The sequence below is a fragment of the Methylobacterium sp. 2A genome (assembly GCF_009806555.1).
GTDB lineage: Bacteria > Pseudomonadota > Alphaproteobacteria > Rhizobiales > Beijerinckiaceae > Methylobacterium.
On record NZ_VUOK01000010.1, the window covers coordinates 15454 to 28254 of the forward strand.

Consider the following 12801-nt stretch of genomic DNA (forward strand, 5'->3'; position numbering starts at 1 on the left):
GACTATCGTCGTGACGCCGGGCCGCTTCGCCTCATCGGCGGACCGGCGAGGCCTTCGGGCTGCGGGACAGGGCGCGGTTGAGCTTGCGCAAGGCGCGGTCGTCGCGGGTGCAGAGATCGTGGGCGAAGGCCTCCTCCAGATAGGCCGCCTCCGCCGATCGTTTCGTCCGGCCGGCGGCCTCGACCGCCGTCACCGCGCTGAGGACAAGGATTCCGACGAGACATCCGACACTCAGACCCTGCACTGTCGGCCTCACTTCGCGTAATGAAAGCCGGCCTGCTGCAACTCGGGCAGCGTGCCGACGGCGCCGGGGGTCAGGACGACGCCCGGAATGAGATGGTTCGTCAGCTCCGCCAGCGCATCGTGCGAGAGCTTGTCCGGGTTCAGATCGCGCCGGATGAGCGTCCCCGCCTGTTCCCAGATTGCGTTGTGACACGAGAGGAATACGACGCCCCGGGCCATCAGCGCCGGGATCGTGTTGTTCTCCGGCGAGAACATCCCCGCCGGGTCCTGGTAGTTCGCGGCCCCCGCCTGAGCCGCTTTCTTCCGCACGATCAGCGTGTTGGTCTTGAACGCCTCGCCCGCGAGCTTGGTGAGTTGGTACTTGTCCCACATCGCCTGGTCGTAGAGGGCGACATTCGCCGATCCGTGGGTCGCCGAGGCGGCCAGAAAATCGGGATGCTTGAATGACCAGACCTGATTGTTCAGGGCGTTGCGCATGAGGTTCAGCCACGGCCCGCCGATGTCGGTGTTGTCCCAGACCTGGCGGGGGCCTCCCTTGTAGGCGATCACCTCTGACAGGGCCTCGTGGTCCCAGAAATCTGGTCGGTCGAGGATCATCGGCACGATCTTAAAATCCCGCCGGCGCGGGGCCCTCGCCAGACGGTCTGTGAGGTCCCGCAGATTTCGGCTGCCCTCGGGTAGGTCGGCGGCGGTGGTCGCCCCGGCCGGGCGCGCGTCCGCCAAGCCTGCGGCGAGGCCGGCGCCCAGGGCAAGCAGGCTGCGGCGTTCGAGGGTCATGATCGTGCTCCCAGGGGGCCAGTTGCTGTTCAGTGCGGCACGGTCCCGGCAGGAGGTGCCCCCTCACCGAGCGTCACGCCGTCCACGGCCTGACCGTAGAAATCGTAAGGGCTGTCGTGATGGGCCTTGCGGGTCGCCGCGAGATCGCCGGTGAAGCGTGGGTCCTGCGGTCGCTCGCGACTGTCGATATAGGCGGCGACGTCCCAGGCTTCGGCATCGGTGAGGCTGTTGCCCTGGCTCAGCGGCATATTGGCCTTGATGAAGCCTGCCGCGTTGACGACCGAACTCATCCCCGCGCCCCAATTGTAGGAGCGGGCTCCCCACAGTGGCGGGAACACGATCGTCCCGTCCGGGCTCGCCTGCCCGGCACCGTCGCCACCGTGACAGAGGGCGCATTTCGCGGCGTAGACTTCTCGCCCATGGGCCAGATCGAGGCCTTTGGGCTTGGCGAGCTTCGGGTACCCCTGCCCGGGAAGCTTCATGCCTACGGGAGCCCCGTGGGCGAGGAAGGCGGCATAGGTCTCCAGCGCGACCAGGACGGGATCGCCCAGCGGGGGCGCCTTGCCGTTCATGCTGTAGCGGAAGCATCCCTGAAGCCGCTCCGCGAAGGTATTCACGTGACGGTTCTTCGCCCGGTAGGCCGGGTAGACGAGATAGGCCGCCCAGAGGGGAGCGGAATGGCCGAGGCGGCCCCGGTCGAGGTGACAGTTCGTGCAGCGCAGATCGTTGCCGACGAAGGCCCGCGCCTCGGCGCCCGTATCGCGAAAGATGCGCTCGCCCAGGCGAATGACTTGGCCGAAGTCGTCGTCGGAGATGGCGGAATCGGGCTGAGGCACGAAGGGCGGCGCGGTTGTCTCGGCCCCTACGGAACCGAGGGGCGTCAGGACCGCGAGGCCCCCCATCGCCGTTGCCAGCGCGAGGCGGGCTGCGGACCGTCCGGTGAAGCGCGTCATAAGGTTCATCGGCCGCCTCCAATCGCCGTGACAGGAAGAGCGGCGTAGTAGGCAGCGACGGCGGTGGCGTCGTCATCGCTCAGCCGGTCGGCGATCCCCTTCATCAGCCCGAGGGGATCGTTGTGGCGTGTCCCGGCTTTCCAGGCGGAGAGCTGCGCCGCGAGATAGGCGGCCGGCTGGCCGGCCAGCGGCGGGAAGGCGGCGCCGACGCCCTGCCCAGCTGGGCCGTGGCATTGTGCGCAAGCGGGCAATGCCTTCGTCCACTCACCAGTCTGCGCCAGCATTCGGCCGCGGTCGTATGCCGTGTCGTCCGGCTGGGGTGTCCCGTCGGGCGGCGGGGCGCGGAGCCCGGCATAAAAGACGGCCAACGCCCGCCGCTCCTCCGGTGCTAGGCCTTGGGCAATCGGACCCATGATCTCATGGTCCCGGCTGCCGTCGGCGAAGCTGTCGAGCTCGTGTGCGAGGTAGTCCTCCGCGAGGCCTGAAAGACGGGGAAAGCCGCCCTCGGCATTTCCGCCCCCGGAATCCCCGTGGCACGAGGCACAGGCCGGCACGCCGGCCTGTGTTCCGTTACGGGCGATTTCACCACCGTCCATGGCTCGTGCTGGGCAGACAGAAGCACACATCAACAGTCCGCCGAACGCGATGCGGACACTCCTGCTCGCCGCCAGAGCCAACCTGCGACTCATCGGAAGCACAGCGACGAGCGCAGAAAAGGCAAGGTGAGAAACTTTGACCGACGGTGCATGCATTCCGCCATCCTTGCCGTCCTGCTTAAGCCAGGCTTAAGGGGGGCTGCCCCCCGCCGAACAATGGAAAGGCACTCAGCACAAATATCCGTCATCGCGGCGGCGCGCTGGCATCCCGGGCTGGAGGATGCACTGTCGAGAACGTCGGCACGAACATTCCTCTGGTCGAACGCGCCAACGTCCGCTCGACCTTTTCCGGGAGCGCGACAGCCGCCGAACCGGCAGTGGCTCCGGCTTCGCTATGGCAAAGGTAGGTCTCGGCCCGACCTCGCAAGGGGACTTACCAAGGACCGAAGCATCCTGAAGGGGTGGCGTGCAGGATCACGGTTGCAATGGGCAGACCGACACCCTTCACACCCCCTTGAGTAGCCACCGCAGCGGCAGGGCGACAGCCGTGAGGCTCGCCACGCTCATCGCCCAGATCAGCACGAACCAGCCGAACCTGCGCATCAGTGGTACCCCGCTTCCGCCGTGACCTTGCCGCGGAACAGCCAGTACACGTAGGCTGTGTAGGCCAGGACCAGGGGCACCAGCACCGCCGCGCCGTAGAGCAGGAAGCCCTGCGATTTCGGATGCGTCGCCGCCTGCCAGATCGTGACGCTCGGCGGCACGATGTACGGCCACATGCTGATGCCGAGCCCGACATAGGACAGCAGGAAGAAACCGAGCGCGCAGAGGAAGGGCGTGACCTCCTCCCGCCGCCCTAGGGCCTGGGCGAAGCGCCACGCCAGGAGCCCGACCAGGATCGGCACCGGCGCGCCGACGAACAGGCCGGGCAGGCCGAGCCAGCGGGCGCGAAAGGGCGCGCTGATCGCCAGCGTCGTCGCCGAGACCACGGCGATGAGGACCAGCGTCGCCACCGCCAAGGGCTTGGCGAGGTTATACGCCCGGATCTGCAATTCGCCGCTGGTCTTCCAAATCAGCCAGCAGGCCCCGAGCAGGCCGTAGCCTACGACGAGCGCGAAGCCGGTCAGCACAGAGAACGGCGTCAGCCAGTCCCACCAGCCGCCCGCATAGGCCCGGCCCTCGATCCTGATGCCCTGGACGAAGGCGCCGAGCGCGATCCCCTGGCAGAAGGCGGCGACGAAGCTGCCCCAGGAGAAGGCACGGTCCCACCACAGCTGCCCGCGCGGCGTCGCCATGCGGAAGCGCATCTCGAAGGCGACGCCCCGGAACACCAGCGCCAGCAGCATCAGGATCAGTGGCATGTACAGGGCGGGCAGGATCGTGGCGTAGGCCAGCGGAAACACCGCAAACAACCCGCCGCCGCCCAGCACGAGCCAAGTCTCGTTGCCGTCCCAGACGGGGGCGACCGAGTTCACCATCACGTCCCGCTCGGCCTTGCCGCGCACCGCCGGGAACAGGATGCCGAGCCCGAGATCGAACCCGTCCATCGCCACGTAGAGAAACACGGCGGTGGCGATGAGGATCGCCCAGATGAGGGTTAGATCGAGGTCCATGACAGCCTCCCCTCACTCGGCCGGTTGCAGGTGCGCGTCACCGGCGAGTGCCGGCGCCGGAGTAATGCCCGCCGTGCGGACCGGCTGGCCGACGGGCGGGCCGGATTCGTGCGGTCGCGGGGTCTGGTTGAACAGGTGGAACAGGTACCAGATGCCCGCCCCGAACACCGCGAAGTAGACCAGCGCGAAGGCCGCGAGGGAGGCCGCCACGGCGGGGGCGGCGATGGGTGAGACGCTGTCGGCGGTGCGCAGCAGGCCGTAGACCGTGAAGGGCTGGCGGCCGGTTTCCGTCACCACCCAGCCCGCCGTCACCGCGATCAGCCCCGAGGGGCCCATCGCCACGGCGAAGCGGTGCAGCCAGGGCGTCTCGAACAGGCGGCCCTTGTACCGCAGAAACAGCGACCACAGGCCGAGGCCGATCATCAGCATGCCGAGCCCGACCATCACCCGGAAGGCCCAGAACACCAGCGGCAGGTTGGTCGGCCACGTGTCGCGCGGCAGGTCCTTCAGGCCCGTGACCTTCGCGTTCAGATCATGCGCGAGATAGAGGCTGGCGAGGCCCGGGATGCCGATCTCGTATTTGGTCTCGGCGGCCTGCGCGTCCGGCCAGCCGAACAGAATCGAGGGCGCGCGGGTCACGCTGTCGAAGTGGCCCTCCATCGCCGCGACCTTGGCGGGCTGGTGGTGGTAGCTGTTCCCGCCGTGCAGGTCGCCGAGCACCAGTTGCACCGGGGCGACGATCGCCGCCATCCACATCGCCATGGAGAACATCAGCCGGGCGCGGGGATTGGTCCGGTCGCGCAGCAGGTGCCACGCGCCGACCGCGCCGACGATCATCGCCGTCGTCAGATAGGCCGCCGTCACGGTGTGGGCGAAGCGGTAGGGGAAGGACGGGTTGAAGATCACCGCCGTCCAGCTCTCCGGCACGAACCGGCCGTCGGCATCGAGCGAGTAGCCCGCGGGCGTCTGCATCCAGGAATTGGCGGACAATATCCAGAAGGCCGAGAGCAGCGTGCCGCCCGCGACGAGGCAGGTCGCCAGGAAGTGCAGGCGGGGGCCCACCCGCTCCATCCCGAACAGCATCACCCCGAGGAAGCCCGCCTCCAGGAAGAAGGCGGTCAGCACCTCATAGCCGAGCAGCGGCCCGAGCACGGGAGCGGTCTTGTCCGAGAAGACCGACCAGTTGGTGCCGAACTGGTAGCTCATCACCAGCCCCGACACGACGCCCATGGCGAAGGCTACGGCGAAGACCTTCAGCCAGTAGCGGTAGGTGTCGAGATAGACTGGCTTGTCGGTGGCGAGCCAGAAGGCTTCCAGCACCGCGAGATAGCTCGCCAGCCCGATGGTGAAAGCCGGGAACAGGAAGTGCCAGACGACCGTGAAGGCGAACTGACTGCGGGCGAGGTCGAGCGCGCTCGGGAGATGGTTGGCCAGCATCCGTGGGCGCTGCCTTTGGCGGGAATGGGGACATCCGGGAGGCCCGCCATGGACCGTACCGAACCAAGCATGCCGCCGGAATGTCGCCCCGCCTTCATATGCCACAGCTCGGGCGTGTCAATACAAGTTTATGATGCGAAGACCTACTCGATATGAATTTGCATATTGACCGGCATCGTAGCGAGGTCCACGGTGCTGACCACACTGTTGAAACGTCGAGAGTTGTTCCATGAGTATCGAAACCGACACCGATCCGCCCGTGCCGCCGCCCGCCTGCCCGCCGATCATCGGCGACGTCGCGCCGAACTTTCGCGCGCGGACGACGATGGGCCCGCGGACGCTCGCCTCGTATCGCGGACGCTGGCTGGTGTTCTTCTCCCACCCGGCCGACTTCACCCCCGTCTGCACCAGCGAGTTCGTCGCGTTCGCCCAGGCCTACGAGGCCTTTCGGGACACCGACTGCGACCTGCTCGCCCTGTCCGTCGACAGCCTTTCCTCCCACTTGGCCTGGAAGCACAGCATCGAGCAGCGTTTCGGCGTGCGGGTGCCATTCCCTATCGTCGAAGATCCCGCCATGGGCATCGCCCGGGCCTACGGCATGCTGCCGGCTGGCTCGACGTCGAGCGCCACCGTCCGGACCACGTTCGTCATCGATCCTGAAGGCATCGTGCGGGCGCTGGTCGCCTACCCGCTGACGGTGGGCCGCAGCATCGCCGAGATCCTTCGGCTGGTGCAGGCGCTCCAAGCCTGCGACGCATCGGACGTCTCGACGCCGGAGGGATGGCAACCCGGCGACCAGGTGCTTGTGAACCCGCCTCTGACGAGCGACGAGATCGCCCAGCCAGGCGCTGCGGGGCAGGACTGGTACTACCGCTTGGGAAGCCTGTGATGGCCTCCGGCACGGACGAGGCGACGGCGATCCTGATCGCCGACCTGCTCAAGGTCGCCGCCAACCCGAACCGGCTGCGCATCCTGTATCTCCTGGCGGAGGGAGAGCGATCCGTCTCTGAGATCGAGCAGCAGCTCGGCATCCGCCAACCAACGCTGTCGCAGCAGCTCGGGGAGCTGCGCAACGCTGAGGTCGTGGCCACGCGGCGCGAGCACAAGGTGGTGTTCTACAGCCTGAGCGACGCCCGCATGCAGGCCCTCCTCGACGCGTTCGACGACATCCTGATCGCGGGTCGACCGCGGAGAAGCTTGCCTGCGCGCAGCCCGGATGCGCGAGCGCGGGCGCTCGGCCAAGCGGCGATGTTCGGTCAGGTCGGAGAACCTTGACGGACGCTGTCGCTCCGTTCCTAGCGCCGCTCGCTGGCGCTGGCGCGCCGCTCCGAACACGTGCCTCACGGTCCGGAACCCTAGCTGTCGGCTGAGGGCATGCGATTGAGCCCGCATCGTCGACGCACAGCGAGCGGCGCCGGGACAAAGCCGGCGCCGCTTAGCTTCAGGCGGCTGCCTTCTCCGGCTTAGCCATCCATTCGCGTCCCTTGAGCATGGCCTTCCAGTAGATTGGAGGCAGCATCCGCTCCTTCAGGAGCCATGCGAGGTGGCTCGGCTTCGTCCCGTCGATCAGCCATGCGGGGAAGCTCGGCATGAGCTTGCCGCCGTAGCCGAACTCCGCGAGCAGGATCTTACCTCGCTCGACCGTGAGCGGACACGAGCCGTAGCCGTCGTAGGCGACCTCGGCCCCGCGCAGGTGGCCCATCTCGACGAGGAGGTTGTGGGCCACCACGGGCGCCTGCTTGCGCGCGGCGGCGGCGGTCTTGGCGTTGGGCGCGTTGCAGGCGTCGCCGAGCGCGTAGACCTCGGGGAAGCGACGGTGTCGCAGGCTCCCGGGGTCCACATCGACCCAGCCGGCGGCATCGGCCAGGGGCGAGACGCGGACGAAGTCGGGCGCCTGCTGCGGCGGGACGACGTGGATCATGTCGAAGCCGGTCTCAACCGTCTCGCTGCCGCCCTCCTCCGTCTTGCGCGAGAACCACGCGCGCCGAGCCGGACCGTCGATCCGGGTCAGGGTGTGATTGAAATTCAGGTTCGCGTCGTAGCGCTTCACGTAATTCATCAGGGCCGGGACGTATTCCTTCACGCCGAACAGGACTGGACCGGCATTGTAGAGCTCGACCGCGATGTCCCCGAGCCGCCCCTGCCGCAGCCAGTGGTCGGCGGAAAGGTACATCGCCTTCTGCGGGGCGCCGGCGCACTTGATCGGCATCGGCGGCTGCGTGAAGACGGCGCGGCCCGCCCGCAGGTTCCGCACGAGGTCCCAGGTGTAGGGGGCGAGGTCGTAGCGGTAGTTCGAGGTGACCCCGTTCCGCCCGAGGGTTTCGGCGAGCCCCTCGATGCCGGCCCAGTTCAGCTTGAGGCCGGGCGCGACCACGAGGCGGTCGTAGCGCACCACCCGGCACCCTTCCAAGATTACCGCCTTGCGCTCGGGCTCGAAGGCCGCAACCGCCGCCTTGATCCAGCGCACGCCGTTCGGGATCAGGGAAGCCATGGTCCTGGCCGTGGCGGCGGGCTCGAACACTCCGCCGCCGACCATCGTCCAGCCCGGCTGGTAATAGTGCACGTCCGCCGGATCGATGACGGCGATGTCGAGGTCGGGTTTGCGCGCCTTCAGGCTCGCCGCGACGGCGATGCCGCCGGCCCCGCCGCCGACGACGACCACACTGTGGAACTGGTCGGCGTGCTCAGTAGGAACCCGGCCGCCTGCCGCGATGCGCCGGACGACGCCGCTCAGTTCGTATCCGGCCGCCTTGGTGGCAGCCAGGATGTCCGGAAGCGGCCGCGCAGCTGCCGCCTCGCCGAGCGCCCACAGCGTCGCGGAGCGGGTTCCGGTGCGGCAGAAGGCGAGCACCGGCTTCGGCAGGGCCGCGAGCTCGCCGCGGAAGGCCATCACATCCCCATCCGTCACCTTGCCCGACGTGACGGGTAGGTACCGCGCCTCCAGGCCGGCCGCACGCGCGGCGGCCTCCAACTCCGAGAAGCCCGGCTGGTCGCCGCCCTCGCCATCGGGGCGGTTGCAGATCACCGCCCGGAAGCCCGACTCGGCCGCCGCCGCGAGATCGGAGGGAGCGAGCTGACCCGTCACCGACAGGTCCGGGGAGAGGCGTTTGACGTCCATGGCTAGATCCTCATCTGATAGATTTATATTATGAGTTGCGATTTCTATAAATCATACGTTGACCTCCACCGCAAGAAGGTCCACCAGTGACGAAAGCGACGATCCTTTCATTTTGTTTTTTTATTAAATGAATGACAGTCGGGATCGGGGCTTGCCGGCCGCCGACCGGCTCGACCGGTCGTCGACAAGGCCCCTGGACGCGGAGGTCACCGCCGATGAATGCGCTTCCCGCCATCTTGTCCGGCTCAGGGGTCGGCTTCACGCTCGGACTCATCGGCGGCGGCGGCTCGATCCTGGCGACGCCGCTTCTGCTGTACGTGGTCGGCATGGCCCAGCCGCACCTCGCCATTGGAACCGGCGCTCTGGCGGTCGCGGCCAACGCGTTCCTGACCCTCGTCGGGCACGCCAGGTCCGGCAACGTGCGTTGGCGCTGCGCCGTCGTGTTCGCCGGAGTCGGCATCCTTGGCGCCCTCGTCGGCTCGACGTTCGGCAAGGCGGTCGACGGCCAGCGCCTGCTCTTCCTCTTCGCGATGCTGATGGTCGTCGTGGGCATCCACATGCTGCGGGGTCGCAAGGTTCAGAGTGGAACCTCGGAGCCTGTCGGATGCGGTCCGGTACCGAGTTGGAAGGTCGTGGCCGTCGCCTTCGCGGTCGGGGTCCTGTCGGGCTTCTTCGGGATCGGCGGCGGGTTCCTGATCGTGCCGGGCCTCGTCTTCGCCACCGGCATGCCGCTGATCACTGCGGTCGGCACCTCGCTGCTCGCCGTTGGTGCCTTCGGCCTCGCCACAGCAACGAATTACGCCCTGTCCGGAATGGTCGATTGGGCCGTCGCCGGGGAATTCATCGCCGGCGGCCTCGTCGGCGGTTTCTTGGGTATGCGGCTGGCCAACCGGCTCTCTGGCTACAAGGGCGCGCTCGACACGGTATTCGCCACCGTCATCTTCGGTGTCGCCGGCTACATGCTCTACCGCAACGCCGGCGCTTTCGCCGCGACGCCTTGACCGTCGCCGAGGCGGGCGCCCGGTGCCGCACCCGCTTCGATGACCACCGGACGGCACCTTTCAGGAAAACCGCCATGACCCCCAATGTCGGTAGCATCGATCGCATCCTGCGCCTCGTCGTCGGCCTTCTGATCGCAGGCCTGGGCTACACGATGCTCGCCGGAGTCTGGGCCCTTGCCGCCGTCGGCATCGGCGCCGTGATGGCGTTGACCGCCCTCGTCGGGTTCTGCCCAGCCTACACGATCCTAGGGATCAACACCTGCCGACGCCGGCTTCCCGGCGCGTGACCCCACCCGTCCAAGGACGACCGACAGGAGACAAGCAATGACCGAAGCCCGTGGCCCCGAACCCGTCATCCAAGCCTTCTTCGACGAGCCCACCAACACGGTGAGCTACATCGTGGCCGATCCCGAGACGAAGCAGGCGGCCTTCATCGATCCGGTGCTCGACTACGATCACAACGGCGGCAGCGTCGACACTCGCTCCGTTGAGGCGATGCTGACGGCCGCCGACGAGGCGGGCTACACGGTGGTCTGGACGCTGGAAACCCACGCGCACGCCGACCACCTCTCCGGCTCGCCCTACGTGAAGGCCAAGACCGGCACGAAGATCGGCATCGGCGAGCACATCAAGGAGGTCCAGAAGATCTTCCGCCCGGTCTTCAACGCCACCGACCTAAAGACCGACGGCAGCGATTTCGACCACCTCTTCGTGGACGGCGAGACGTTTGCCATCGGCAATCTCGCCGTCGAGGTGCTGTACACGCCAGGCCATACGCCGGCTGACATCTGCTACCGCATCGGCGGCCACGTCTTCGTCGGCGATACGCTGTTCATGCCCGATTTCGGTACCGCGCGGGCCGACTTCCCCGGCGGCGACGTGCGCACCCTCTATCGCTCGATCCGCAAGTTGCTGGCCCTGCCTCCGGCGACGGTGCTTCACCTCTGCCACGACTACAAGGCGCCGGGCCGCGACGTGTACGCCTGGGAGACCACGGTCGGCGAGCAGCGCGAGCGCAACGTTCATGTGAAGGAGGGCGTGAGCGAGGAGGAGTTCACCGCCATGCGCACCGCCCGGGACGCGACGCTGGCTGCGCCGCGCCTTCTGCTGCCGTCGATCCAGGTCAATATCCGCGCCGGCAAGTTCCCCCCGGCCGAGGCGAACGGCGTTCGTTACCTGACCATTCCGGTCAAACTGAAAGGCGGAGCGGAATTGGGCGTTTGACAGGGCTCATCGGTATTGGGCGTACCTGAGCCGATGATGGACCTCCTGCCTGCGCATCTCCTCCGGGCGGCCCTCGGCCTCGTGCTGGGTGCCGTGCTCGGGATGGTCGCGCGCCGGGGGCGGTTCTGCACGTTGGGCGCCATCGAAGATGCCGTCTATGCGCGCGACACGCGCCGCGCCCGGGCATGGTTGCTGGCCACCGGCATCGCCGTGGTGGGCACGCAGCTTTTGGAATCCGAATTCGGTCTCGACCTCGCCCGGTCGATCTATGCGGGGCCGCGCTTCGAATGGGGCGCGATGATCCTCGGCGGAACGATGTTCGGCTTCGGCATGGCGCTCGTCGGCACCTGCAGCTTCGGCGCGTTGCTGCGGCTCGGCGGGGGAGATCTGCGCGCCCTCCTCGTCCTCCTCGTGCTCGGCCTCTCGGCCTACATGGCGATCAGCGGCGTGACAGCCTTTCTGCGCGTGACGCTCACCGCACCGCTCAGCCTCGATCTCGGTAGCCAGCGGCTCGGGGCCTTGTTGAAGCTGGATCAGACCGGCCGCGTGGCCTTCAGCGTCATTGCAGGCATCGGCTTCTGCCTCGTGGCGCTGACGGGCAAAGACTTCCGTCGGACTCAGCGGCTCCTCATCGGCGCCATCGCCATCGGGCTCGTCATCGTCGCCGGGTGGTGGACGAACGGGAGCGCGGGTTTCGACGAGTTCGAAACCCGGGCGGTCGGCTCCTTCAGCTTCGCACGGCCGGTCGGCGATACCCTCCTCTATGCCATGCTCGCGAGCGGCACGCGGATCGATTTCGGCGTGGCCTCGGTCCTCGGCGTCGTGCTCGGGTCCTTCGCGGCGGCGCGCGCTGCGGGTGAATTTCACTGGGAGGCGCCCGATGATGCCCGCGAGGTGAAGCGCCACCTGCTCGGCGCCTTCCTGATGGGCACCGGCGGCGTCACGGCGCTGGGCTGCACCATCGGCCAGGGATTGAGCGGGCTTTCGACGCTGTCGGTCGGCTCGATTCTCGCCCTCGGCGCGATCCTCGTCGGGGCTCGCGCGGGGCTCTACTACCTCGTGGACCGGCACACTTGAGGGTTTCGCCGGTTACGGTGTCCGTCCGTTGCAGAATGCGCGGTGCAGGGCGGCGATGATCTCGCGAACCTCGGGCCGGGCCAGCGCATAATAGATGTTCTTGCCGTCACGGCGGGCCTCGACGAGATCGTCGGCCCGTAACCGAGCCAGTTGCTGGGACACGGCCGGTTGCCGCAGATTCAGCAATTGCTCCAGTTCCGAGACCGAGCGCTCGCCCTCGACCAGCAGACAGAGGATGACGAGGCGCGCCTCGTGCCCGAGGGCTTTGAGCAGTTCGCTGGCATCGCGGGCATTGGCCAGCAACAGATCCAGGTCGAGGCTGCCCGGGGCCTCGACGCTCGTCACCGGTTGCGCCTGTTGCAACGGCATCATCCCACCCTTTTCCTCGCCGCCCGAAGCCCGTTACGGGGATCCGGGGAGCCGTTCGAGCAACCGCTCGGCCCGTCCCCAGAAGAAATCCTCACCCGGATAGCCCTCGATCCGGTCGAGCTCGGACCCGTCTTCGACGAGGACGAATGTCGGTGTGTAGCGGATCGGGCGCTTGAGCGTGAGTCCGGGAGGGAGGCCTGCGTCGAGATCGACACGGCGCAACGGCGCCCGCTTCCCGATATCCGTCTTCGGGTAGATCGGCCCGATCTCCTTGTCCCAGGCCTTGCACCACGGGCAGCCGCGCCGCTCGAACTTGATCAGCTCGGCGGCCTCAACGATGCCGGGCCATAGGGCGAACCCCCACGCCCCCGCCATGACGGCTCGCCTCGTTCC

15 protein-coding genes and 1 pseudogene are annotated in these 12801 nt (G+C 67.7%); 6 read left to right on the forward strand and 10 right to left on the reverse strand.

The features are described 5' to 3' along the window. Positions 1–31: 31 nt before the first annotated feature. The 7 genes from FVE89_RS05110 to FVE89_RS05140 form a co-directional block, all read right to left on the reverse strand. Positions 32–244 (reverse strand): hypothetical protein, encoded by a 213-nt coding sequence (locus FVE89_RS05110; protein ID WP_142582430.1) that lies wholly within the window; start codon positions 242–244, stop codon positions 32–34. A gap of 8 nt (positions 245–252) precedes the next feature. Next, the gene (locus tag FVE89_RS05115; RefSeq protein ID WP_059407866.1) at positions 253–1020 is read right to left on the reverse strand and encodes a transcriptional initiation protein Tat; all 768 of its coding nucleotides are present in this window, start codon (positions 1018–1020) and stop codon (positions 253–255) included. Between the two features lie 29 nt (positions 1021–1049). Beyond that, a complete protein-coding gene (locus FVE89_RS05120; protein ID WP_244612611.1) occupies positions 1050–1982 on the reverse strand; it encodes a c-type cytochrome in 933 nt (310 codons plus the stop codon). Continuing rightward, positions 1979–2725, reverse strand: coding sequence for a c-type cytochrome (locus FVE89_RS05125; RefSeq protein ID WP_083374276.1), 747 nt, complete (start codon positions 2723–2725; stop codon positions 1979–1981). Before FVE89_RS05125 ends, FVE89_RS05120 begins: the two co-directional genes overlap by 4 nt. A gap of 348 nt (positions 2726–3073) precedes the next feature. After that, on the reverse strand, positions 3074–3172 hold the full coding sequence (locus FVE89_RS05130) for a DUF2474 family protein (protein ID WP_083374277.1): 99 nt from the start codon (positions 3170–3172) through the stop codon (positions 3074–3076). Next, complete coding sequence (cydB, locus tag FVE89_RS05135; protein ID WP_059407862.1) at positions 3172–4182, reverse strand: cytochrome d ubiquinol oxidase subunit II; 1011 nt, start codon at positions 4180–4182, stop codon at positions 3172–3174. The genes FVE89_RS05130 and cydB overlap by 1 nt, the downstream gene beginning before the upstream one ends. Positions 4183–4194: 12 nt before the next feature. Beyond that, positions 4195–5619 carry a cytochrome ubiquinol oxidase subunit I gene (locus FVE89_RS05140; protein WP_059407860.1) on the reverse strand — a complete coding sequence of 475 codons (1425 nt, stop codon included), beginning with the start codon at positions 5617–5619 and terminating at the stop codon, positions 4195–4197. Positions 5620–5848: 229 nt separating this feature from the next. Here FVE89_RS05140 and FVE89_RS05145 point away from each other — a divergent pair, with 229 nt between their 5' ends. Together FVE89_RS05145 and FVE89_RS05150 are read left to right on the forward strand one after the other, a co-directional pair. Next, complete coding sequence (locus FVE89_RS05145) at positions 5849–6508, forward strand: peroxiredoxin (protein WP_059407858.1); 660 nt, start codon at positions 5849–5851, stop codon at positions 6506–6508. Beyond that, positions 6508–6777, forward strand: a pseudogene (locus FVE89_RS05150) (metalloregulator ArsR/SmtB family transcription factor); the annotation flags it as partial. The gene FVE89_RS05145 and the pseudogene FVE89_RS05150, both read left to right, overlap by 1 nt. Before the next feature lie 283 nt (positions 6778–7060). Here FVE89_RS05150 and FVE89_RS05155 read toward each other — a convergent pair. Next, entirely contained in the window at positions 7061–8737 is a 1677-nt protein-coding gene (locus FVE89_RS05155; protein ID WP_059407854.1) for a bifunctional protein tyrosine phosphatase family protein/NAD(P)/FAD-dependent oxidoreductase, read from the reverse strand. A gap of 215 nt (positions 8738–8952) precedes the next feature. On the opposite strand from FVE89_RS05155, the gene FVE89_RS05160 reads away from it, so the two are divergent. From FVE89_RS05160 to FVE89_RS05175, 4 genes are all read left to right on the forward strand, one after another. Then, a complete protein-coding gene (locus FVE89_RS05160; protein ID WP_059407852.1) occupies positions 8953–9738 on the forward strand; it encodes a sulfite exporter TauE/SafE family protein in 786 nt (261 codons plus the stop codon). Positions 9739–9812: 74 nt separating this feature from the next. Further along, on the forward strand, positions 9813–10025 hold the full coding sequence (locus FVE89_RS05165) for a DUF2892 domain-containing protein (protein WP_059407847.1): 213 nt from the start codon (positions 9813–9815) through the stop codon (positions 10023–10025). 37 nt (positions 10026–10062) lie between these two features. Further along, entirely contained in the window at positions 10063–10962 is a 900-nt protein-coding gene (locus FVE89_RS05170; RefSeq protein WP_059407845.1) for an MBL fold metallo-hydrolase, read from the forward strand. Positions 10963–10995: 33 nt separating this feature from the next. Next, the gene (locus tag FVE89_RS05175; protein ID WP_059407843.1) at positions 10996–12039 is read left to right on the forward strand and encodes a YeeE/YedE family protein; all 1044 of its coding nucleotides are present in this window, start codon (positions 10996–10998) and stop codon (positions 12037–12039) included. A gap of 12 nt (positions 12040–12051) precedes the next feature. Here the strand turns inward: FVE89_RS05175 and FVE89_RS05180 are convergent, their stop codons facing one another. Both FVE89_RS05180 and FVE89_RS05185 read right to left on the reverse strand, forming a co-directional pair. Next, a complete protein-coding gene (locus tag FVE89_RS05180; protein WP_043379005.1) occupies positions 12052–12408 on the reverse strand; it encodes a metalloregulator ArsR/SmtB family transcription factor in 357 nt (118 codons plus the stop codon). A gap of 33 nt (positions 12409–12441) precedes the next feature. Beyond that, positions 12442–12783 carry a thioredoxin family protein gene (locus FVE89_RS05185; protein WP_185156780.1) on the reverse strand — a complete coding sequence of 114 codons (342 nt, stop codon included), beginning with the start codon at positions 12781–12783 and terminating at the stop codon, positions 12442–12444. Positions 12784–12801: the final 18 nt, after the last annotated feature.